Source organism: Streptomyces sp. NPDC107765, from assembly GCF_055657085.1.
On record NZ_JBVKBL010000015.1, the window covers coordinates 166966 to 186074 of the forward strand.

At 71.1% G+C, this 19109-nt stretch carries 22 protein-coding genes and 5 tRNA genes; 6 read left to right on the forward strand and 21 right to left on the reverse strand.

All coding sequences use genetic code 11. The features are described 5' to 3' along the window. Window positions 1-53: 53 nt before the first annotated feature. Window positions 54-1760 carry a DAK2 domain-containing protein gene (locus ACZ7MX_RS31085; RefSeq protein ID WP_472136946.1) on the reverse strand — a complete coding sequence of 569 codons (1707 nt, stop codon included), beginning with the start codon at window positions 1758-1760 and terminating at the stop codon, window positions 54-56. 234 nt (window positions 1761-1994) lie between these two features. Between ACZ7MX_RS31085 and rpmB the strand changes: the two genes are divergently transcribed. Beyond that, window positions 1995-2180 (forward strand): 50S ribosomal protein L28, encoded by a 186-nt coding sequence (rpmB, locus tag ACZ7MX_RS31090; RefSeq protein WP_006602870.1) that lies wholly within the window; start codon window positions 1995-1997, stop codon window positions 2178-2180. A 97-nt stretch (window positions 2181-2277) separates the two neighbouring features. Here rpmB and thiD read toward each other — a convergent pair whose 3' ends face one another. Then, window positions 2278-3093, reverse strand: coding sequence for a bifunctional hydroxymethylpyrimidine kinase/phosphomethylpyrimidine kinase (thiD, locus tag ACZ7MX_RS31095; protein ID WP_472136870.1), 816 nt, complete (start codon window positions 3091-3093; stop codon window positions 2278-2280). A 32-nt stretch (window positions 3094-3125) separates the two neighbouring features. Beyond that, window positions 3126-4094: a thiamine-phosphate kinase gene (locus ACZ7MX_RS31100; protein ID WP_030802375.1), complete on the reverse strand. Its 969-nt coding sequence runs from the start codon at window positions 4092-4094 to the stop codon at window positions 3126-3128. A gap of 170 nt (window positions 4095-4264) precedes the next feature. Here ACZ7MX_RS31100 and ACZ7MX_RS31105 point away from each other — a divergent pair, with 170 nt between their 5' ends. Both ACZ7MX_RS31105 and ACZ7MX_RS31110 read left to right on the forward strand, forming a co-directional pair. Then, window positions 4265-4498: an Lrp/AsnC family transcriptional regulator gene (locus tag ACZ7MX_RS31105; RefSeq protein WP_046925812.1), complete on the forward strand. Its 234-nt coding sequence runs from the start codon at window positions 4265-4267 to the stop codon at window positions 4496-4498. A 9-nt stretch (window positions 4499-4507) separates the two neighbouring features. Next, complete coding sequence (locus ACZ7MX_RS31110) at window positions 4508-5008, forward strand: DUF3515 domain-containing protein (RefSeq protein WP_472136872.1); 501 nt, start codon at window positions 4508-4510, stop codon at window positions 5006-5008. A gap of 27 nt (window positions 5009-5035) precedes the next feature. Here ACZ7MX_RS31110 and ACZ7MX_RS31115 read toward each other — a convergent pair whose 3' ends face one another. The 3 genes from ACZ7MX_RS31115 to ACZ7MX_RS31125 all read right to left on the reverse strand — a co-directional run bounded on the left by ACZ7MX_RS31115 (window position 5036) and on the right by ACZ7MX_RS31125 (window position 8149). Next, complete coding sequence (locus ACZ7MX_RS31115) at window positions 5036-6172, reverse strand: D-alanine--D-alanine ligase family protein (protein ID WP_472136874.1); 1137 nt, start codon at window positions 6170-6172, stop codon at window positions 5036-5038. A gap of 139 nt (window positions 6173-6311) precedes the next feature. Continuing rightward, window positions 6312-7313, reverse strand: coding sequence for an NAD(P)H-dependent glycerol-3-phosphate dehydrogenase (locus ACZ7MX_RS31120; protein WP_472136875.1), 1002 nt, complete (start codon window positions 7311-7313; stop codon window positions 6312-6314). Further along, window positions 7310-8149, reverse strand: a complete 840-nt coding sequence (locus ACZ7MX_RS31125) for a lysophospholipid acyltransferase family protein (RefSeq protein WP_472136877.1) — start codon at window positions 8147-8149, stop codon at window positions 7310-7312. Before ACZ7MX_RS31125 ends, ACZ7MX_RS31120 begins: the two co-directional genes overlap by 4 nt. A 141-nt stretch (window positions 8150-8290) precedes the next feature. Between ACZ7MX_RS31125 and cofC the strand changes: the two genes are divergently transcribed. Further along, a complete protein-coding gene (gene cofC / locus ACZ7MX_RS31130; RefSeq protein ID WP_472136878.1) occupies window positions 8291-9022 on the forward strand; it encodes a 2-phospho-L-lactate guanylyltransferase in 732 nt (243 codons plus the stop codon). On the opposite strand, the gene ACZ7MX_RS31135 is transcribed toward cofC, so the two are convergent. The 5 genes from ACZ7MX_RS31135 to leuC form a co-directional block, all read right to left on the reverse strand. Then, window positions 9003-9206 carry a hypothetical protein gene (locus ACZ7MX_RS31135; RefSeq protein ID WP_030414220.1) on the reverse strand — a complete coding sequence of 68 codons (204 nt, stop codon included), beginning with the start codon at window positions 9204-9206 and terminating at the stop codon, window positions 9003-9005. The genes cofC and ACZ7MX_RS31135 overlap by 20 nt on opposite strands. Window positions 9207-9304: 98 nt before the next feature. Beyond that, window positions 9305-9958, reverse strand: coding sequence for an HU family DNA-binding protein (locus tag ACZ7MX_RS31140; protein WP_472136880.1), 654 nt, complete (start codon window positions 9956-9958; stop codon window positions 9305-9307). 125 nt (window positions 9959-10083) lie between these two features. Next, window positions 10084-10329, reverse strand: a complete 246-nt coding sequence (locus tag ACZ7MX_RS31145) for an SCO5555 family protein (protein WP_030414222.1) — start codon at window positions 10327-10329, stop codon at window positions 10084-10086. A 135-nt stretch (window positions 10330-10464) separates the two neighbouring features. After that, entirely contained in the window at window positions 10465-11058 is a 594-nt protein-coding gene (gene leuD / locus ACZ7MX_RS31150) for a 3-isopropylmalate dehydratase small subunit (protein ID WP_472136882.1), read from the reverse strand. A gap of 3 nt (window positions 11059-11061) precedes the next feature. Beyond that, window positions 11062-12486, reverse strand: a complete 1425-nt coding sequence (leuC, locus tag ACZ7MX_RS31155; RefSeq protein WP_472136884.1) for a 3-isopropylmalate dehydratase large subunit — start codon at window positions 12484-12486, stop codon at window positions 11062-11064. A 175-nt stretch (window positions 12487-12661) separates the two neighbouring features. Here leuC and ndgR point away from each other — a divergent pair, with 175 nt between their 5' ends. Next, window positions 12662-13378, forward strand: coding sequence for an IclR family transcriptional regulator NdgR (gene ndgR, locus ACZ7MX_RS31160; RefSeq protein ID WP_026169203.1), 717 nt, complete (start codon window positions 12662-12664; stop codon window positions 13376-13378). Window positions 13379-13450: 72 nt separating this feature from the next. On the opposite strand, the gene ACZ7MX_RS31165 is transcribed toward ndgR, so the two are convergent. After that, window positions 13451-13930, reverse strand: a complete 480-nt coding sequence (locus ACZ7MX_RS31165) for a DUF4188 domain-containing protein (RefSeq protein ID WP_472136885.1) — start codon at window positions 13928-13930, stop codon at window positions 13451-13453. A 91-nt stretch (window positions 13931-14021) separates the two neighbouring features. Between ACZ7MX_RS31165 and ACZ7MX_RS31170 the strand changes: the two genes are divergently transcribed. After that, entirely contained in the window at window positions 14022-14669 is a 648-nt protein-coding gene (locus ACZ7MX_RS31170; protein WP_472136887.1) for a MerR family transcriptional regulator, read from the forward strand. Window positions 14670-14734: 65 nt separating this feature from the next. Here ACZ7MX_RS31170 and ACZ7MX_RS31175 read toward each other — a convergent pair. The 9 genes from ACZ7MX_RS31175 to ACZ7MX_RS31215 all read right to left on the reverse strand — a co-directional run bounded on the left by ACZ7MX_RS31175 (window position 14735) and on the right by ACZ7MX_RS31215 (window position 18727). Continuing rightward, window positions 14735-14807, reverse strand: a tRNA-Glu gene (locus tag ACZ7MX_RS31175). Between the two features lie 41 nt (window positions 14808-14848). Further along, a tRNA-Gln gene (locus tag ACZ7MX_RS31180) sits at window positions 14849-14920 on the reverse strand. A gap of 16 nt (window positions 14921-14936) precedes the next feature. Further along, a tRNA-Glu gene (locus ACZ7MX_RS31185) sits at window positions 14937-15009 on the reverse strand. 84 nt (window positions 15010-15093) lie between these two features. Beyond that, window positions 15094-15166: transfer RNA gene (locus tag ACZ7MX_RS31190), tRNA-Glu, on the reverse strand. Window positions 15167-15187: 21 nt separating this feature from the next. Beyond that, a tRNA-Gln gene (locus ACZ7MX_RS31195) sits at window positions 15188-15259 on the reverse strand. Window positions 15260-15346: 87 nt separating this feature from the next. Next, window positions 15347-16072, reverse strand: coding sequence for an HAD family hydrolase (locus tag ACZ7MX_RS31200; RefSeq protein WP_472136889.1), 726 nt, complete (start codon window positions 16070-16072; stop codon window positions 15347-15349). Between the two features lie 96 nt (window positions 16073-16168). Then, entirely contained in the window at window positions 16169-17659 is a 1491-nt protein-coding gene (gltX, locus tag ACZ7MX_RS31205; RefSeq protein WP_472136890.1) for a glutamate--tRNA ligase, read from the reverse strand. Further along, a complete protein-coding gene (locus ACZ7MX_RS31210) occupies window positions 17652-18425 on the reverse strand; it encodes a fumarylacetoacetate hydrolase family protein (RefSeq protein WP_030802360.1) in 774 nt (257 codons plus the stop codon). Before ACZ7MX_RS31210 ends, gltX begins: the two co-directional genes overlap by 8 nt. Before the next feature lie 125 nt (window positions 18426-18550). Next, on the reverse strand, window positions 18551-18727 hold the full coding sequence (locus ACZ7MX_RS31215) for a hypothetical protein (RefSeq protein WP_472136892.1): 177 nt from the start codon (window positions 18725-18727) through the stop codon (window positions 18551-18553). Window positions 18728-19109: the final 382 nt, after the last annotated feature.

Below are 19109 nucleotides of genomic sequence, written 5' to 3' on the forward strand. Positions count from 1 at the left end.
CTATTGCACACCACGCCTCTGACAATCGCGCCGGTCCGGGCCGCGGGGCGCCGTCACTCCACGCCGATGAGCAGCGGGGCGGTGCGCTGGCCGCCGTCGTAGACGACGGTGTCGACGGCGAGGTGGCGCTCGCGGACGTGCCGTTCCAGCCGCTCGGCGAGGGCGGCGGGCGCCCCCGCGCCGAGGACCAGGGTCACCATTTCCCCGCCCGCGGACAGCATCCGGTCCAGCACCGTCATGGCGGTGGCGGTGAGGTCCGGGCCGATCACCGCGACGTCGCCGTCGATCAGCCCGAGGACGTCCCCGGCCTGGCAGACGCCCGCCATGGTCCACGACTGCCGTTCGGCGAGGGCGAGCTCGGCGTAGCGGGTGGCGCCGGCGGCGGAGGTCATGGCGACCGCGTCCTCGTCGAAGCTGCGGTCCGGCTCGTGCACGGCCAGCGCGGCGATGCCCTGGACGGCGGCGCGGGTGGGGATCACCGCGACCCGGACGCCTTCGGTGCGGGCCTGTTCGGCGGCGGCCGCTGCGGTGTGCCGGAGTTCGGGGTCGTTGGGCAGCAGCATGACCTCGCGGGCGTGGGCCTGCCGGATCGCCTGCACCAGTTCCCCGCTGGCCGGCGGCTCCCCGGGCCGTACGGTGACGGCCGTCGCGCCGGCGTCGGCGCACAGGGCGGCGAGCCCGGCGCCCGGCACCACCGCGACCACGGCCCGCGGTGCCAGCGCCGGTTCCTTGGTGCGGCCGGCGCCGCCGAAGTGCGTGATGCGGATCCGGTAGGGGCGGCCGGCCTCGATGCCGGCCTCCACGGCGGCGCCCGCGTCGTCGACGTGGACGTGGACGTGCCACAGCCCGTCCCCGCCGACCACCACCAGGGAGTCGCCGAGGCCGTCGAGCCGGGTGCGCAGCCGCGCCACGGCCTCGTCCGCCGCCTCCAGCAGGTAGATCACCTCGAAGGCGGGCCCGCCGGGTTCCGCGCAGCCGTCGGCCGCCGTGTGTGCCGCGACGTCGCAGCCGGCGGCCTCGGGGAGCGGGGCGTCGGCCCGTACGGCGACCGGGGCGGCGGTGACCTCTCCGGACAGCGCGTCGGCGAGCGCGCCCAGCAGGGCCACGAGCCCGCAGCCGCCGGCGTCCACGACGCCCGCCCTGCCGAGGACCGCCAGCTGCCCGGGGGTCGCCTGCAGGGCCGTACGGGCCCCCTCGTGGGCGGCGCGGGCGACCGCGGCGGCGTCCTTGGCCTTGCCGGCCGCGCGTTCGGCGGCATCGGCGGCGGCGGTCGCCACGGTCAGGACGGTGCCCTCCACGGGGTGGGCGACGGCCTCGTACGTGGCGGCGGCGGCCCGGCGCAGGGCCCGGCGCAGCGCCTCGGCCGCACCGTCACCGGTCGCGGTGTCCGTGCCGTCCGTGCTGTCCGTGCTGTCCGTGCCGGCCGTGCCGCCGCCGGCCGCCAGGACGTCGGTCATTCCGCGCAGCAGCTGCGCCAGGATGGTGCCGGAGTTCCCGCGCGCTCCTATCAGGGCGCCGTGTGCCATCGCGCCGATCGCGTCGGCGAGGCCGGGGGCGGTGCCCGCCGAGGCATGGCCGTCGAAGGCGGCCTCGACCGCCCGGGCCGCGGATTCCAGCGTCAGATAGAGGTTGGTGCCGGTGTCGCCGTCGGCCACCGGGTAGACGTTGATCGCGTCGATCCGCTCGCGTTCCCGGCCGAGCGCCTCCAGCGCCAGCCCGCACCAGGAGCGGACCGCGGCGGCGTCGAGCGGGTACGGCACATCGTCCTCCTGGGTCACGGGCTGCACCGCACAGTAGCCGCGCACCGGTGGGGAGGCCGGGGCGGGGGCCGGAGGGTGCGTGGTAGTTTCGTTCTACGGGAGCGGTCGTTGTATGCTGCTCCGGTTGCCCGATGAGAATCGGGCCATTTCCTCTCCTGACGGTCGCCGGTCGGGCAATGCACTCGGCCCGTCGGGATTTCACCGTAAGTGCATCTGAAGTCTTTGGAGTGACCCGTGGCTGCCAACTGCGACGTCTGCGGCAAGGGGCCGGGCTTCGGCAAGAGTGTCTCGCACTCGCATCGCCGTACCAACCGTCGTTGGAACCCCAACATCCAGACGGTGCGTGCAGTGATCGGGCGCACGCCGAAGAAGCTGAACGCCTGCACCTCGTGCATCAAGGCCGGCAAGGTCTCGCGCTGACGCCTTAGTCGTAGCGCAGCCCGCCGGTTGCCTCGGAAGCCGGTCCACCCTCGGGTGGGCCGGCTTTTGCCATTCCCGCGTCGCCGCGGCGGGCAGTTCAGCGCCCGTCGCCGAGCCGCCAGCCGTGGTCGACCGGCCCGATGCCGCCCCCCAGCCGGAAGCCGGCCGCGATCGCGCCGGTGACGTAGTCCTTCGCCGCCGCGGCGGCCTGCGGCACGCTGTCGCCCTTGGCCAGCTGAGCGGCGAGCGCGCTGGCGAGGGTGCAGCCGGTGCCGTGGGTGTGCCGGTTGTCGTGGCGGGGGGCGCGCAGCCAGTGCTCCTCGGTGCCGTCGGTGAGCAGGTCGACGGCGCTGCCGGCGTCCCCGTCCGCGGCGGTGAGGTGGCCGCCCTTGATGAGCGCCCAGCGCGGCCCGAGGTCCAGGACGGCGGCGGCCGCCCGGCGCATGTCGGCCTCCTCCCGGACGCTCACGCCGGTGAGCTGGGCCACCTCGTCGAGGTTGGGGGTGGCGACGGTGGCCGTCGGCAGCAGCTTGGTGCGCACCGCGTCCAGGGCGCTCGCGGCGAGCAGTGCGTCACCGTGTTTGGAGACGCCCACGGGGTCGACGACGACCGGGACGTCCAGTCCGGCGAGCAGTTCGGCGACGGTCTCGACGAGTTCCGCCGAGGAGAGCATGCCGGTCTTGACCGCCTGGACACCGATGTCGTCGACGACGCTGCGGAACTGGGCGCGTACGGCCTCGGCGGGCAGGTCCCACGCGCCCTGCACGCCCAGGGAGTTCTGTGCGGTGACGGCGGTGAGCACGCTCATGCCGTGGGTGCCGAGCGCCAGCATCGTCTTCAGGTCGGCCTGGATGCCCGCGCCGCCGCCGGAGTCGGACCCGGCGACGGTCAGGACGCGTGGAGGTATGCGCATGCCGGCGAATCTACCCGCCGGCGGCCGACGGCCTACTCGGCGTCGGCGTTGTCCCCGAAGTGGTCCCAGCCGGCCTTCACCCAGGGGGCGCCGTCCACCGTGACCTGCGGCAGCGCGGAGGGGTTGAGGACCTCGCCGATGACCTTCCACCGGGCGGGCAGCTTCACGTCCGGCGGGAACGTGGCCACGATCGCGTGGTCCTCGCCGCCGTTGAGCACCCACTGCATCGGGTCCACGCCGACCGCGGTGCCGATGTCCGACATCTGCGTGGGGATGTCGATCGCGGCGGACCGCAGGTCGATCCGGACCTTGCTGGCCTCGGCGATGTGCCCGAGGTCGGCGACCAGCCCGTCGCTGACGTCGGTCATGGCGGTGGCGCCGAGCCCGGCGGCCGCGGGGCCGGCGTGGTACGGCGGTTCGGGACGGCGGTGCGCCTCCACGAAGGCGCGCGGCGAGCGGAAGCCGCGGGAGAGGACCGCGTGCCCGGCGGCGGACCAGCCGAGCCAGCCGGTCACCGCGACCACGTCGCCGGGCTGGGCGCCGGCCCGGGTGACCGGCTCCTGGTTGCGCAGGTCGCCGAGGGCGGTGATGGCGACGGTGATGGTGTCGCCGCGGACCACGTCACCGCCGACGACCGCGGCGCCGGCCACCTGGCACTCGTCGCGCAGCCCGTCCATCAGCTCGGTCGGCCAGGTCGCGGGGAGTTCCGCGGGCACGACCAGGCCCAGCAGGATCGCGGTGGGCACCGCGCCCATCGCCGCGATGTCGGCGAGGTTCTGGGCGGCGGCCTTGCGGCCGACGTCGTAGGCGGTGGACCAGTCGCGGCGGAAGTGCCGGCCCTCCAGGAGGATGTCGGTGCTGGCGACCACCCTCCGGTCCGGCGCGGTGACCACCGCGGCGTCGTCCCCCGGCCCGATCCGTACCGCCGGAGTGGACGTGAGCCGGGAGGTGAGCTCCCTGATCAGACCGAACTCCCCCAGCTCGCCCACGGTGCCCTTCATGCTGTTGCCCTTCTCATGTGTACGGGCCGTTGTACGGACGGTCCGTACGTGGCTGACGGTTGCGCCGCACCTGCCGTGTTCACCGCGCGGGTCTCCCCGCTCCGCACGGTGACGCGGTACCGTGGCGTCCCTTCTTCCCCCATGATCCTCGTAGCCGCCCTGGAGGTTCCGTGGTACAGGCCTACATCCTGATCCAGACCGAGGTCGGCAAGGCCTCGGCCGTCGCGGAGGTGATCGCGAAGATCCCCGGTGTGCTGCAGGCCGAGGACGTCACCGGTCCGTACGACGTGATCGTGCGCGCACAGGCCGACACCGTCGATGAGCTGGGCCGCATGGTGGTGGCGAAGGTCCAGCAAGTGGAGGGCATCACGCGCACCCTGACCTGCCCGGTCGTTCATCTCTAGCTCCCCCGTATGCTCGGCCGGGTGATCTCTTCGCGTCGCCGGTGCCGCCCGTTCCTGGCTCTTCCCCTGCTCACCGTGGCGTTCGCCGCGGTGAGCTGTTCGTCTTCCGAGGACGTGGCCGTCCCGTCCCCCCGGGGCGAGGCGGCGCGGCACTGCCGGGCACTCCATGAGGAACTGCCGCGGACCGTCGACGGTCTGAAGCGGCATTCCGCCGAACCCGTCTCCGACTTCACCGCCGTCTGGGGCGACCCCGCCGTGCAATTGCGCTGCGGGGTGCCGAAGCCGGACGTCCTGAGACACGGGAGTGAACATTACAACCCCAACCCGGAGGCGGCGGAAGTCAACGGCGTCCGGTGGCTCTTCGAGAAGCAGGACGACGGCTACCGCTTCACGACCGTGCTGCGCAAGGTGTACGTCGAGGTGACCGTGCCGGGGAAGTACGCCCCCGAGGTCGATGTGCTCCCCGACCTCGCGGGCGCGGTGAAGAAGACCATCCCCGCGGGCGTCTGACCCTCGCGTCGCCGGCCGGCCGCGGTCCTAGCGCAGCCCGGTCGAGCGCTGCAGCGCCGCCTCCAGGAGGCGGTCGATCAGCTCCGGGTAGCTCACTCCGCTCTCCTGCCACATCCGCGGGTACATCGAGATGGGCGTGAAGCCGGGGAGCGTGTTGATCTCGTTGATCACGAACTCGCCGTTGTCCTGCAGGAAGAAGTCCGCGCGGACCAGGCCCTCGCAGGACGCCGCCTCGAAGGCCGCGACGGCCAGTTCCTGGACCTTCGCGGTCTGCTCGGCGGTCAGCGGGGCCGGGACGATGCCGGCGGCCGAGTCGATGTACTTGGCCTCGAAGTCGTAGAAGTCGTGCGCGGTGACCGGCGGGATCTCGGCCGGCACGCTGGCCCGCGGCCCGTCGGCGAACTCCAGCACCCCGCACTCGATCTCGCGGCCGCTGAGCAGCGATTCCACGAGGATCTTGGGGTCGTGGCGGCGGGCCTCCTCGATGGCCTCGTCGAGGTCCGCGGGCCCGTCGACCTTGCTGATGCCCATGGACGAGCCGGCCCGGGCGGGCTTGACGAAGAGCGGCCAGCCGTGTGCGGCGGCGAAGTCCACGATCTTCTTGCGGGCCGCCGAGGGGTCCTTCTCCCACTCCCGGGGGCGGATGACCTCGTAGGGGCCGACCGGCAGCCCGAAGGAGGTGAACACCCGCTTCATGTAGTCCTTGTCCTGGCCGACCGCGGAGGCCAGCACGCCCGAGCCGACGTAGGGCACGCCGGAGAGCTCCAGGAGGCCCTGCAGGGTGCCGTCCTCGCCGTACGGGCCGTGCAGGACGGGGAAGACCACGTCGACCTCGCCGAGGGCCTTGGGCACCGCACCCGGCTCGGTGTAGACCACCTCGCGGTTGGACGGGTCGACGGGGAGCACCACTCCGCCCTCGGTGGACTCGGCGAGCTCGGCCACGCTGGGCAGCCGCCGGTCCGTGATGGCCATCCGCTCGGGGTCGTCGGCGGTGAGCGCCCAGCGGCCGTCGGTGGTGATGCCGATGGGCAGCACGTCGTACTTGTCGCGGTCGATGGCGCGCAGTACGGCTCCGGCGGTGACCACGGAGATGGCGTGCTCGGAGCTGCGCCCGCCGAACACGACGGCGACGCGGGGCTTGTGGGAGGAGGTCTGGCTGCTCATATCGCGTTGAGGGTACCTGCTGACCGGCGCGGCGTCAGTGCGGCGGCCGCCGTTGGTGGCGTGACGCCGGTGCCGTCCGTGGAGGGTGGGGTTTTCGTGCCGGTTCGGTGCTGGTTCCGTGCCGGTTCCGTGCCGTTTTTCAGTGCCGCTCGGACTTGGCGCTGCGCGCCATCAGCTCCTTGAGGGCCACCAGCGGGGGCTTGCCGTCGTGGACGATGGACACCACCGTCTCGGTGAGCGGCATGTCGACGCCGTGCCTGCGGGCCAGATCCAGTACGGATTCGCAGGACTTGACGCCCTCGGCGGTCTGCTTGGTGACCGCGATGGTCTCCTCCAGCGTCATGCCGCGGCCGAGGTTGGTGCCGAAGGTGTTGTTGCGGGACAGCGGTGAGGAGCAGGTGGCGACGAGGTCGCCCATGCCGGCCAGGCCGGCGAAGGTGTGCGCGTCGGCGCCCATGGCGAGGCCGAGCCGGGTGGTCTCGGCGAGTCCGCGGGTGATCAGCGACGCCTTGGCGTTGTCGCCCAGGCCCATGCCGGTGGCGATGCCGACGGCGAGGGCGATGACGTTCTTGACCGCGCCGCCCAGTTCGCAGCCCACCACGTCGGTGTTGGTGTACGGGCGGAAGTACGAGGTGTGGCAGGCGGTCTGCACCCGGCGGGCGACCGCCTCGTCGGCGCAGGCGACGACCGCGGCGGCGGGCTGCCGGGCCGCGACCTCCTTGGCGAGGTTGGGGCCGGTGACCACCGCGACCCTTTCGGCGGGGGCCTTGGCGACCTCCTCGACGACCTCGCTCATGCGCTTGGCCGTGCCCAGTTCGACGCCCTTCATGAGGGAGACCAGGACCGTGTCGGCGGGCAGCAGCGGAGCCCATTCGGCGAGGTTTCCGCGCAGCGTCTGGGACGGCACGGCCAGGACGGTGAACTCCGCGTCACGGGCGGCCCGTGCCGGGTCCGTGGTGGCCCGTACGGCCTCGGGGAGCTCGACGCCCGGCAGGTAGTCGGGGTTCGTACGGCCGTTGTTGATGGCGTCGACCAGGGCCGCGCGGCGCCCCCACAGGGTCACCTCGCATCCCGCGTCGGCGAGCACCATCGCGAATGCGGTGCCCCAGGACCCCGTGCCGTAGACGGCGCAGCGCGTCACTTGCCTTCATCCTCCTGTGCCTGCTGGGTGCTTCGGGCCTGCTGGGGGGCGACGGCGCCTTCGGTGGCGGCGGCCGGCTCGGCGACGGCCTTGGCGGCCTCGCGGGCGGCCCGGCGTTCCTGGGCGATGGCCTTGCGCCAGTCGTACGGTGCGGCCGGGGCGCTCTCGCCGCGCAGCTGGGCCAGCTGTTCGGTGATCGCGGTCATGATGAGGTCGGTGACGGCGCGCAGCACCTCGGCGGTCGGTTCCTGGTCGTAGTAGGCGCTCAGGTCGACCGGCGGCCCCGCTTTGACCCGCAGCGTCTTGCGCGGCAGGAGCCGGAGCTTCTTCTCCTTGGCGTACGGCGGCATCGCGTCGTTGGCGCCCCACTGGGCGACCGGGATGACCGGGGCCTTGGTCAGCAGGGCCACCCGCGCGGCACCGGTCTTGCCCTGCATCGGCCAGAGCTCGGGGTCCCGGGTGAGGGTGCCCTCGGGGTAGAAGGCGACGCATTCGCCCTTGTGGATGGCGGTGACGGCGGCACGGAACGCGTTGGCGGCGTCGGTGGTTTCCCGGTAGACCGGGATCTGTCCGGTGCCGCGCATCATCAGGCCGACAAAGCCGCTCTTGAAGAGTCCGGCCTTGGCCAGGAATCGGGGGACCCGCCCGGTGTTGTACTGATAGTGCGCATAGGAGAGCGGGTCGAGATAGGAGTTGTGGTTGACCGCGGTGATAAATCCACCGTCGGCCGGAATGTGCTCCATTCCCTGCCAGTCCCGCTTGAACAGAACCAAGAGCGGCGGTTTGCAGATGACCGCGGCCAAGCGGTACCAGAAGCCGATTCTGCGGCGGGACACTGGGACACCCTCCTTGTGGGGACCTGCGTAGCTGCTACGGGCCGGCAGCCGCACAAGTGTCGCCCCAGGTACCCGCTATGTCGAGGACACCGTAACCCCGGCGCTGCCCCGGGTCGTCGGCGGCGGGTGAGAATGGCGCGGATGCGAAGAGACGGAGCGGATGGCGGGGCGGCGGCGGCCTGGAGCCTGGTGGTGCCGCTGAAACCGCTGGTGCGGGCCAAGAGCAGGCTGGCCGGGGCCGCCGGGGAGGATTTCCGGCCGCGGCTGGCCCTGGCCTTCGCCCTGGACACCGTGGCAGCCGCGCTGGCCTGCGCCGATGTGCGCGATGTGGTGGTTGTCACGGACGACCGGCTGGCCGCGGAGCGGCTCGCGGCGCTGGGGGCGCGGATCGTGCCCGACACTCCGGCGGGCGGGCTGAACGCGGCGCTGGCGCACGGTGCGGAGGCGGTCCGGGCAGGTCGTCCCCACGCCCCGGTGGCCGCGCTGAACGCGGATCTTCCCGCGCTGCGCCCGGCCGAGCTGGCCCGGGTGCTCCATTCCGCCGCGCTATTTCCCCGTGCATTTCTCGCGGATGCGGCGCATTTCGGGACAACACTTCTGACCGCGAGTTCCGGCGTGGAATTGGCACCGGCATTCGGCGGTGCCTCGCGGGCCCGTCATCTGGCGTCGGGGGCGCAGGAGATCACCGCGCCGGACGTGCCGTCGGTGCGCCGGGACGTGGACACCGGCGAGGATCTGCTGGCCGCGCTGGCGCTGGGCGTGGGCCCGCACACGGCGCGGCAGGCGCGGACGGCTGCGGGGACGGACGGCGCCGGGGCGCGCACGGAGCCGCCCGGGCCGGTGCCGCCGCAGGTCAGAGCGTCTGGAGGGTGACCAGGTCGATGTGCCGGGCGTCGCCTTCCCCGGTGACCTCGATGCGGACCCGCTGACCGGGCCGGAGCAGCAGCAGCCCGCCGGCGTCGAAGGCGGCCGCGTCGAAGGGCAGCGGGGTGCCGTCGTCGAGCAGCACGCTGCCGGAGCGGGTCTGGGGGTCGTACGTGTACGCGGTGGCCTGCATGGGAGAGAGCCTAGACGGCGGCCGGGGCCGGAAAGCACCGCGGGCCGGGCTCCCCGGAGGGAGACCGGCCCGACGCATGGCGTCGCCGCTGCTGTGGGTCACCGCTTGCGGGCGGTGGTCTTCTTCGCGGTGGTCTTGCGCGCGGTGGCCTTCTTGGCGGGAGCCTTCTTCGCCGTGGCCTTCTTCGCGGGCGCGGTCTTCTTGGCCGTCGCCTTCTTCGCGGTGGTCTTCTTGGCCGGGGTCGCCTTCTTGGCGGCGGCCTTCGCGGGGGCCTTCTTCGCCGTCGTCTTCTTGGCGGTGACCTTCTTCGCGGGGGTGGTCTTCTTCGCCGCGGCCTTCTTGGCCGGCGCCGCCTTCTTGGCGGTGGCCTTCTTGGCGGTGGCCTTCTTCGCCGCGGCCTTCTTGATCGCGGTGCCGCCGGTGAGGCTGCCCTTGGGGGCCTTCTTGACGGAGACCTCGCCGCCCTTGGGGAGCTTCTTCGAGCCGCTCACCAGGTCCTTGAAGCCCTGACCGGCGCGGAAGCGCGGCACCGAGGTCTTCTTGACCCGCACCCGCTCACCGGTCTGCGGGTTGCGGGCGTAACGGGCCGGGCGGTCGACCTTCTCGAACGAGCCGAATCCGGTGACCGAAACGCGGTCACCGGAGACCACTGCACGGACGACCGCGTCCAGTACGGCGTCCACCGCGTCTGCTGCGTTCTGGCGGCCGCCGAGCTTGTCGGCAATGGCTTCTACGAGCTGCGCCTTGTTCACGTCTTCCCCTTCGGAGACATTGCTGGAAGGAAAGTTTCCAAGCTTTTTCGCACGTTAGGCAGATATATACCGCAAATCAAACACGAAACGGGCTAATCACCCTTGTGCCGCAACGAACTCGACCTTCACGGACTTCCGTCGGCGTGCACATCTTCGGGATAACGACCTTCGTCGAGGTCTTCCATGAACCACTCCAGACGCCGTGCCGCGTCCGCAAGATCGTGTTTAGCCGCGGCCGTGATGACGAGCAGCTTCCGGGTCAGCGCCATCCGTACGCCCTCCGGGACTTGCAGTGTCCGCACTCTTGCGTGTGCGTCCTTGAGTCGGTCGGCGACGACGCCGTAGAGCTGGAGTTGGTCGTCGCGTTCCATGCGCTAATTGTGCCATCTGCGGCGAGTTGTCGCTTCACGGGGCCTCAACAGCCGTCTCGACAAGCTGATGCGCCCCCTGCCAACTGCACAGGGGGCGCATCGTACGCAATAACTCTTTGAGCCAAAAACCCGAGGTCAGACCTCGATGGTGCGCGGCTTGAACGACGGGCGATTCGCCTCGTACGCCACGATTGACGGCTCCTCCCGAAGGGTGAGGCTGATGTCGTCCAGTCCCTCCAGCAGACGCCAACGGGCGTTCTCGTCCAGCTCGAAGTCCGCGCTGATGCCCTCCGCCCGGACCTGCCGGTCCACGAGGTCGACGGTCACCTCGGCGGCCGGGTCGGCCTCCACCAGCTGCTGCAGCCGGTCCACCGTCTCCTGCGGCAGGACCACCGTCAGCAGGCCGTTCTTGAGGGAGTTGCCGCGGAAGATGTCCGCGAACCGCGAGGAGATGACGGCCTTGAAGCCGTAGTTCTGCAGCGCCCAGACGGCGTGCTCGCGCGAGGACCCGGTGCCGAAGTCGGGGCCGGCGACGAGCACCGTGGCGCCTTTGTACTGCGGCTTGTTGAGGACGAACTCGGGGTCCTTGCGCCAGGCCTCGAACAGGCCGTCCTCGAAGCCGTCGCGGGTGACCTTCTTCAGCCAGTGGGCCGGGATGATCTGGTCGGTGTCGACGTTGCTGCGGCGCAGCGGGACGGCCCGGCCGGTGTGCGTGGTGAAAGCTTCCATGGTTCAGACTCCCGCGGGCGTGGCGACGTCGGACAGGTCGGCCGGTGAGGCCAGATGGCCGAGAACCGCCGTTGCGGCGGCCACCTGCGGCGAGACCAGGTGCGTACGACCGCCCTTGCCCTGGCGGCCCTCGAAGTTGCGGTTGGAGGTGGACGCGGAGCGCTCACCGGGCGCCAGCTGGTCGGGGTTCATGCCCAGGCACATCGAGCAGCCCGCGTGCCGCCATTCGGCGCCCGCCTCGGTGAAGACCTTGTCCAGACCCTCGGCGACGGCCTCCAGCGAGACCCGGACCGAGCCGGGAACGATCAGCATCCGTACGCCGTCGGCGACCTTGCGGCCCTGCAGGATCGAGGCCGCGGAGCGCAGGTCCTCGATGCGGCCGTTGGTGCACGAACCTACGAAGACTGTGTCCACGGTGATCTCGCGCAGCGGCTGACCCGCCGTCAACCCCATGTATTCCAGGGCCTTTTCGGCGGCGTAGCGCTCCGAGGCGTCCTCGTACGAAGCCGGGTCGGGGACGCTCGCCGAAAGCGGTGCGCCCTGGCCCGGGTTGGTGCCCCAGGTGACGAACGGCGCCAGCGAGGCGGCGTCGATGTGGACCTCGGCGTCGAAGACCGCGTCGTCGTCGGTGCGCAGCGTCTTCCAGTACTCGACCGCGGCGTCCCAGTCCGCGCCCTTGGGGGCGTGGTCGCGGCCCTGGAGGTAGTCGAAGGTGGTTTGGTCCGGGGCGATCATGCCGGCCCGGGCGCCCGCCTCGATCGACATGTTGCAGATGGTCATCCGGGCCTCCATCGAGAGCTTCTCGATGGCCGGGCCGCGGTATTCGATGACGTATCCCTGGCCGCCGCCGGTGCCGATCTTGGCGATGATCGCCAGGATCAGGTCCTTGGCGGTCACGCCCTCCGGCAGCTCGCCGTCGACGGTGATCGCCATCGTCTTGAACGGGGCCAGCGGCAGCGTCTGGGTGGCCAGGACGTGCTCGACCTGGCTGGTGCCGATGCCGAACGCCAGCGCGCCGAAGGCGCCGTGGGTGGAGGTGTGGCTGTCACCGCAGACCACGGTGGTGCCGGGCTGGGTCAGTCCCAGCTGGGGGCCCACGACGTGGACGACGCCCTGCTCGACGTCGCCGAGCGGGTGCAGCCGGACGCCGAACTCGGCGCAGTTCTTGCGCAGCGTCTCCAGCTGGGTGCGCGAGACCGGGTCGGCGATCGGCTTGTCGATGTCGAGGGTCGGGGTGTTGTGATCCTCGGTGGCGATGGTCAGGTCCGTCCGGCGCACCTGGCGGCCGGCCTTGCGGAGGCCGTCGAACGCCTGCGGGCTGGTGACCTCGTGCAGCAGGTGCAGATCAATGAAGAGGAGGTCGGGCTCGCCTTCCGCGCGCCGGACGACATGGTCGTCCCAGACCTTCTCCGCGAGTGTCCGTCCCATCGCTTTCCCTCCGGCCGGCCGCTGTGCCGGCCTTGCTCGTCCATGCGCGATCGCCCGCAGAACTCCCCCTGCCGGGCCTTACGCCGGGCCCTGGTCGAGGGCCACACCTACAGACTGACGACTTCCCTGGAAAATTGAACTTGCGTTTCACAGTGTGAGACGTGAGTATCGTTGCATGGACAACTCTAGCGGCGTCGGCGTTCTCGACAAGGCAGCTCTGGTATTGAGCGCCCTGGAGTCCGGTCCGGCCACCCTCGCCGGGCTGGTCGCGGCGACCGGGCTTGCACGACCCACGGCCCACCGGCTGGCCGTGGCCCTGGAACACCACCGGATGGTGGCGAGGGACATGCAGGGCCGGTTCATCCTGGGCCCACGGCTCTCCGAGCTGGCCGCGGCGGCCGGCGAGGACCGGCTGCTGGCCACGGCCGGGCCGGTACTGACCCACCTGCGCGATGTGACGGGCGAGAGCGCCCAGCTCTATCGCCGGCAGGGCGACATGCGGATCTGCGTGGCGGCGGCCGAGCGGCTGTCCGGACTGCGGGACACCGTCCCGGTCGGCTCCACGCTCCCGATGAAGGCCGGCTCGGCCGCGCAGATCCTGATGGCCTGGGAGGAGCCCGAGCGGCTGCACCGCGGCCTCCAGGGCGCCCGCTTCACGGCCACCGCCCTGTCCGGCGTACGGCGCCGCGGTTGGGCCCAGTCGATCGGTGAGCGGGAGCCCGGCGTGGCCTCGGTCTCCGCGCCCGTACGCGGCCCCTCCAACCGCGTGGTGGCCGCCGTCTCGGTCTCCGGACCGATCGAGCGGCTGACCCGCCACCCGGGCCGGATGCACGCCCAGGCGGTCATCGACGCGGCCGCCCGGCTCTCCGAGGGCCTGCGCCGCACCGGCTGAACCACGCGGCACGCTCCCGGTCCCGCACGGCGCGATCCGCCCGGGACCGGGGCCGGGCGGCCGCGCCCCGGCTCAGGCCGCCAGCCGCTCGGCCGCCCGCTCCCCGCGGCGGGCGACCGGCACCACCCCGCGGGCCGCGCCCAGTCCGTGCGGCGGCATGTTCGCGTAGATGGTCTCGTACGAGCCCGCCGGGACGACATAGGTCTCGTGCCAGATGCCGACGTGGCCCCGCCCCTCCCGTGCCCGCCGGTTGAAGGCGGCCCAGGCCGGCCGGTGCGCACCGCCCTGGTCGCTCGCGTAGGCCAGCAGCTTCTCCTTGGACTCCCAGTACTGCACGAGCCCGAAGTTCCGCAGGCCGGGCAGGAGGCGGTAGCCGAGCAACCCCCGCTCCGGATCCCGCGCCAGCTCCTTGATCATGGGCCCCATCGCCCGGAGCGCCGGCAGCCAACTGCGCACCGCCCGCCAGTTGTTGATCCGCATCCCGATGAGGAAGACCACCACCTCCCCGGTCCCGTCCGCCGTCATCCGTCCCTGCACCGGCTCGCCGCTCATCACAGCCCCCTTGGCTCACGCCGAACAATGTTGGATAGCACCGCTATCCATGTTTGGATAGTGTCACTCTCCAAGGAAGGACGCAAGACGTATGCGACTGGCGGAGCTCAGCGAGCGCAGCGGGGTGCCCACCGCGACGATCAAGTACTACCTGCGCGAGCGGCTGCTGCCACCCGGCCGCCCGCTCACCGCCACCCAGTCCGAGTACGACGAGGACCACCTGCGCCGGCTGCGGCTGATCCGGGCGCTGATCCAGGTCGGACGGGTCCCGGTGAGCACCGCCCGGGACGTCCTGGCCGCCGTCGACGACGACTCCCGCGACCAGCACTCCCGCCTCGGCGCGGCCGTCGAGGCCCTTCCGCACGGCCCGTGGCCCGACGAGACCGACCCGGCGACCACCGCGGCCCGGCACACCGCCACCGACCTGCTGCGCCGCGTCGGCTGGCACTTCAACCTGGGGATCGCCGAGCACTCCGGCGCCTTCCGCATGCTCGTCGCCGCCGTCGCCGCGCTGCACCGCCTCGGCTACCCCTGCGACACCGCCCACCTGCTGCCCTACGCCCGCCAGGCGGCCGAGCTCGCCGTCGTCGAACTGGACCTGGTCGAGGAGTACGGGAGCACCGCGGAACAGATGGAGGCGGCGGTGGCCCTGACGGTGCTCTACGAGCCGGTACTGCTCGGCCTGCGCCGGCTGGCCGAGGCGGAGGAGTCCAACCGGCGCTTCCGGGCGGGGCGTTGAACCAGTTGCACCACGGGAACAACGGAAAAGCCCCCCGCGCGATGCGGAGGGCCTTCCCTTGTGCGTACCCCCGACCGGATTCGAACCGGCGCTACCGCCTTGAGAGGGCGGCGTGCTAGGCCGCTACACAACGGGGGCAAGATTTCCTGCAGTTGAGCCTGTCACGAGGACATGCTGCGCTGGGCTACCAGGACTCGAACCTAGACTAAATGAACCAGAATCACTCGTGCTGCCAATTACACCATAGCCCATGGTGGTTTAGACCAGTACCCCCGACCGGATTCGAACCGGCGCTACCGCCTTGAGAGGGCGGCGTGCTAGGCCGCTACACAACGGGGGCCCTAGCGATCCCATCCGGCCGGAGCCGGATGTTGTCACCGCGATATCACCGGGAGCGACCCTGGTGATCTACGGGATGGATCTGTACCCCCGACCGGATTCGAACCGGCGCTACTGCCTTGAGAGGGCAGCGTGCTAGGCCGCTACACAACGGGGGCTTTGCAGATGAGCTCTGCGAGCTGGCCTACCAGGACTCGAACCTAGACTAACTGAACCAGAATCAGTCGTGCTGCCAATTACACCATAGGCCATCAAAGCACAACCCCCTGCGGGGGTGGTATTTGACTTACGCTTCCCGGCCGGGCCTCTCGGCCCTCTCGGGCGGCGCAGGAAGAACATTACCTGATCGTGGACGGGGCTCCAAAACCGATAACCCCGTGCAGCAGCTCGGGCAGCTCAGCCAGGCCCGTGATCCGCCGCACCCCGGCCGGCAGCTCCCCGCCGGCGCCCGTACGGTCCAGCCAGACGGCGCCCAGCCCGGCGTCCCGGGCGCCGAGCGCGTCGATGTCGAGCCGGTCGCCGACGTAGACCACCTCCTCGGGCCCGAGGCCCAGCGCGGCGCAGGCGCCGTGGAAGGCCTCCGCCGCGGGCTTGGCGTGCCCCAGCTCGTCCGCGCACAGCACCGCCTCGAAGTGGGTGCGGATGCCCAGCCTGGTCAGCTTGCGCTCCTGGTTGGCGACGGAGGAATTGGACAGCACGGCCTGCCGCACCAGCGGCGCCAGCGCCGTCAGCGCGGGCTCGGAGTCCGGGAAGAGCACCCAGGACGCTTCGTAGTGCGCGATGTATTTCGCGAACCAGGCGTCCGCCTCGGCGTCACTGAGCGCGACGCCCAGGAACGTCCGGGCCCGCTCCCTGCGGTGGTCGAGGAAGCCCAGCTCACCGGCGAGGAAGCGGGCGAACTCGGTCTCCATGGCCGCGCGCCACCGCGTCAGCGCCGCCTCCTCCCCGCCGTAGGCGGCCAGCAGTCCTTCGGCGCGCAGGTGCCGCAGCGCACCGGCGCGGTCCGACCCGCTGTAGTCGAAGAGGGTGTCGTCGATGTCCCACAGGACGGCACGGAGGGGCATGACGGCAATCTAACGCGCCGGAGCCGCGCCGGGAGGGGATATGCCGAGGGCCCGGAAGCCGGGACGGCTTCCGGGCCCTCGGGCGCCCGTAGGGGGTCAGCCGGCCAGCTTGGCCAGCGCGGCGTCGATGCGGGCGATGGTGCGCTCCTTGCCGAGGACTTCGAGGGACTCGAAGAGCGGCAGGCCGACCGTGCGGCCGGTGACGGCCACCCGGACCGGGGCCTGGGCCTTGCCGAGCTTGAGGCCGTGCTCCTCGCCGGCGGCCAGGACGGCCTCCTTGAGGGGCTCGGGGCCGGCGTTCCAGTCGGCGGCGGCGAGCTTGGCCCGGGCGGTGGTGAGCAGGGCGACCGGGTCGCCCTTCATGGCCTTGGTCCAGGACGCCTCGTCCTCCACCGGCTCCGCGCGGAAGAGGAAGTCGACATTGGCGGTGATGTCGGACAGGACCGTGAGGCGGGTCTGGGCGTGCGGGGCGATCGCGCGCCAGGCGGCCTCGTCGAAGTCCGCCGGCTCCCAGTTGGCGAACGGGGCCTTCAGCCAGGGCTCGCACCGCTTGATGAAGTCCTCGACGTCCAGCTGCCGGATGTGGTCGGCGTTGATCGCCTCGGCCTTCTTCAGGTCGAAGCGGGCCGGGTTGGCGTTGACGTCCTCGATCTCGAACTTCTCGATCAGCTCGGACACCGAGAAGATGTCCTGGTCGGCGGAGAACGACCAGCCGAGCAGGGCGAGGTAGTTGAGCAGGCCCTCGGGCAGGAAGCCGCGCTCGCGGTAGAGGTTGAGCGAGGCCTGCGGGTCGCGCTTGGAGAGCTTCTTGTTGCCCTCGCCCATGACGTACGGCAGGTGGCCGAACTCGGGGATCGACGAGGCGATGCCCAGCTCGATCAGCGCCTTGTACAGGGCGATCTGGCGGGGGGTCGAGGAGAGCAGGTCCTCGCCGCGCAGGACGTGGGTGATGCCCATCAGGGCGTCGTCGACCGGGTTGACGAGGGTGTAGAGGGGCGCGCCGTTGGCCCGGACGATGCCGTAGTCCGGGACGTTGTCCGGCGTGAAGGTCAGCTCGCCGCGGACCAGGTCGGTGAAGGTGATCGGCTCGTCGGGCATCCGGAAGCGGACGATCGAGCTGCGGCCCTCGGCCTCGTACGCGGACTTCTGCTCGGCGGTCAGCTCGCGGCAGGTGCCGTCGTAACCGGAGGGCCGGCCGGCCTTGCGGGCGGCCTCGCGGCGCTCGTCGAGCTCCTCGGTGGTGCAGTAGCAGGGGTACGCGTGGCCGGCGGCGAGCAGCTTCTCGGCGATGTCCTGGTAGCGGTCCATCCGCTGGGACTGGCGGTACGGCGCGTGCGGGCCGCCGACCTCGGGGCCTTCGTCCCAGTCGAAGCCGAGCCAGTGGAAGGAGTCCAGCAGCTGGTGGTAGGACTCCTCGGAGTCGCGGGCCGCGTCGGTGTCCTCGATCCGGAAGACCAGGGTGCCCTTGTGGTGCCGCGCGTAGGCCCAGTTGAACAGGGCGGTGCGGATCAGGCCGACATGGGGGTTACCGGTCGGGGAGGGACAGAAACGTACGCGGACGGGGGAGCCGGGGGTCGCGTTAGCCACGCTTGATCACCTTGTTGGTGAGAGTGCCGATGCCTTCGATGGTGACGGCGACCTCGTCGCCGACGTTGAGGGGGCCGACCCCGGCCGGGGTGCCCGTGAGGATGACGTCGCCGGGGAGCAGGGTCATCGCCTCGGTGATGTGGACGATCAGGTCCTCGATCGGGCGGACCATGTCGCTGGTGCGGCCGAGCTGGCGCTGTTCGCCGTTGACCGTGCACTGGATCGCCAGGCCGGCGGCGACGTCGGCGGGGTCCAGCCCGGTCTCGACCCAGGGGCCGAGCGGGCAGGAGCTGTCGAAGCCCTTGGCCCGGGCCCACTGCTTCTCCCGCTGCTGGACGTCGCGTGCGGTGACGTCGTTGGCGCAGGTGTAGCCGAGGATGACGTCCTTGGCGCGTTCGCGGGGCACCTCGCGGCACATCCGCCCGATGACGACGGCGAGCTCCGCCTCGTGGTGCACCTCCTGGGAGAAGGAGGGGTAGGCGATGGGGTCGCCGGGGCCGATCACCGAGGTGGACGGCTTGAAGAAGGTGACCGGCACGTCGGGGACGGCGTTGCCCAGCTCGGCGGCGTGTTCGGCGTAGTTGCGGCCCACGCAGACGACCTTGTTGGGCAGGACGGGGGGCAGCAGCCGGACCTTGTCGAGGGGAACCTTCTGGCCCGAGCGCTCGAATTCCGCGAAGGGATGACCCTTGATGACGTCGAGTTCGTCGCCTTCGAGGACGCCGAAGCCGACGTTGCCGTCGATGGAGAATCTGGCGATGCGCACGGGTGCCGCTGCCCCTCAGTGATCATTGACCGGAGTTGACACTCCAGGCTATCGCCCCTTTTTGGGCGCGCGCTCACCCATGGGGCGCCGAGGCGGTACGCGGCTGCTGCCCTTCCGTCGCGTGACTAGGCGGTGACGCCCTGCTCGGGGACGTCCATCAGGACGGTGCGCCGCGGGTTGGCGGTCTGCGTGGGGAGATCGACGGTGTGCTCCGGGGCCTCGAAGAGGGTGGCGCCGAGCTCCTCGGCGTCCTTGAGATGGGCCAGGGTGGTGCGCCGCGGGTTGGCTATGTTGCGGAACATCGTCGTCGTCTTCACTTCGGTATGCCTCGTGTGGTCGGAAGCTGGGGATCGGCCGGTGAAAAAGCCGTTGCGGAAACCTGTCTTGTCGGTTTCGGCAACTGTGTAAAGCGTCAGGCTATGCGCGCTATTCCCTCCGAAGTGATGGGGAACTCAACGATCTTCCTGTGAGTTTGCTCACGAGCCGTGCGACAAAAGCCGCATTTTCCTTGATCAACATCCTTGGGCGAATCGGACAATGGCGGATTGAAGCGCACGTTCCGCTCCCGATCACCGCACCTGGGACAGCCGCCGGAGGCGTACGACTCGTGGGCATACGCCCGATATCTCCAGGGGCTTCCTCTACAACTCGTGACGTGGTCCGTACATTGCGTCATCCATGTCA

Coding starts and splice junctions, on each gene's coding strand:
- thiD (WP_472136870.1), bottom strand. CDS start 3,093: ATGCGCATACCTCCACGCGTCCTGACCGTCGCCGGGTCCGACTCCGGC.
- ACZ7MX_RS31100 (WP_030802375.1), bottom strand. CDS start 4,094: ATGAAGGGCACCGTGGGCGAGCTGGGGGAGTTCGGTCTGATCAGGGAG.
- ACZ7MX_RS31110 (WP_472136872.1), top strand. CDS start 4,508: ATGCTCGGCCGGGTGATCTCTTCGCGTCGCCGGTGCCGCCCGTTCCTG.
- ACZ7MX_RS31115 (WP_472136874.1), bottom strand. CDS start 6,172: ATGAGCAGCCAGACCTCCTCCCACAAGCCCCGCGTCGCCGTCGTGTTC.
- cofC (WP_472136878.1), top strand. CDS start 8,291: ATGCGAAGAGACGGAGCGGATGGCGGGGCGGCGGCGGCCTGGAGCCTG.
- ACZ7MX_RS31135 (WP_030414220.1), bottom strand. CDS start 9,206: ATGCAGGCCACCGCGTACACGTACGACCCCCAGACCCGCTCCGGCAGC.
- ACZ7MX_RS31145 (WP_030414222.1), bottom strand. CDS start 10,329: ATGGAACGCGACGACCAACTCCAGCTCTACGGCGTCGTCGCCGACCGA.
- leuD (WP_472136882.1), bottom strand. CDS start 11,058: ATGGAAGCTTTCACCACGCACACCGGCCGGGCCGTCCCGCTGCGCCGC.
- leuC (WP_472136884.1), bottom strand. CDS start 12,486: ATGGGACGGACACTCGCGGAGAAGGTCTGGGACGACCATGTCGTCCGG.
- ndgR (WP_026169203.1), top strand. CDS start 12,662: ATGGACAACTCTAGCGGCGTCGGCGTTCTCGACAAGGCAGCTCTGGTA.
- ACZ7MX_RS31165 (WP_472136885.1), bottom strand. CDS start 13,930: ATGAGCGGCGAGCCGGTGCAGGGACGGATGACGGCGGACGGGACCGGG.
- ACZ7MX_RS31170 (WP_472136887.1), top strand. CDS start 14,022: ATGCGACTGGCGGAGCTCAGCGAGCGCAGCGGGGTGCCCACCGCGACG.
- ACZ7MX_RS31200 (WP_472136889.1), bottom strand. CDS start 16,072: ATGCCCCTCCGTGCCGTCCTGTGGGACATCGACGACACCCTCTTCGAC.
- ACZ7MX_RS31215 (WP_472136892.1), bottom strand. CDS start 18,727: ATGTTCCGCAACATAGCCAACCCGCGGCGCACCACCCTGGCCCATCTC.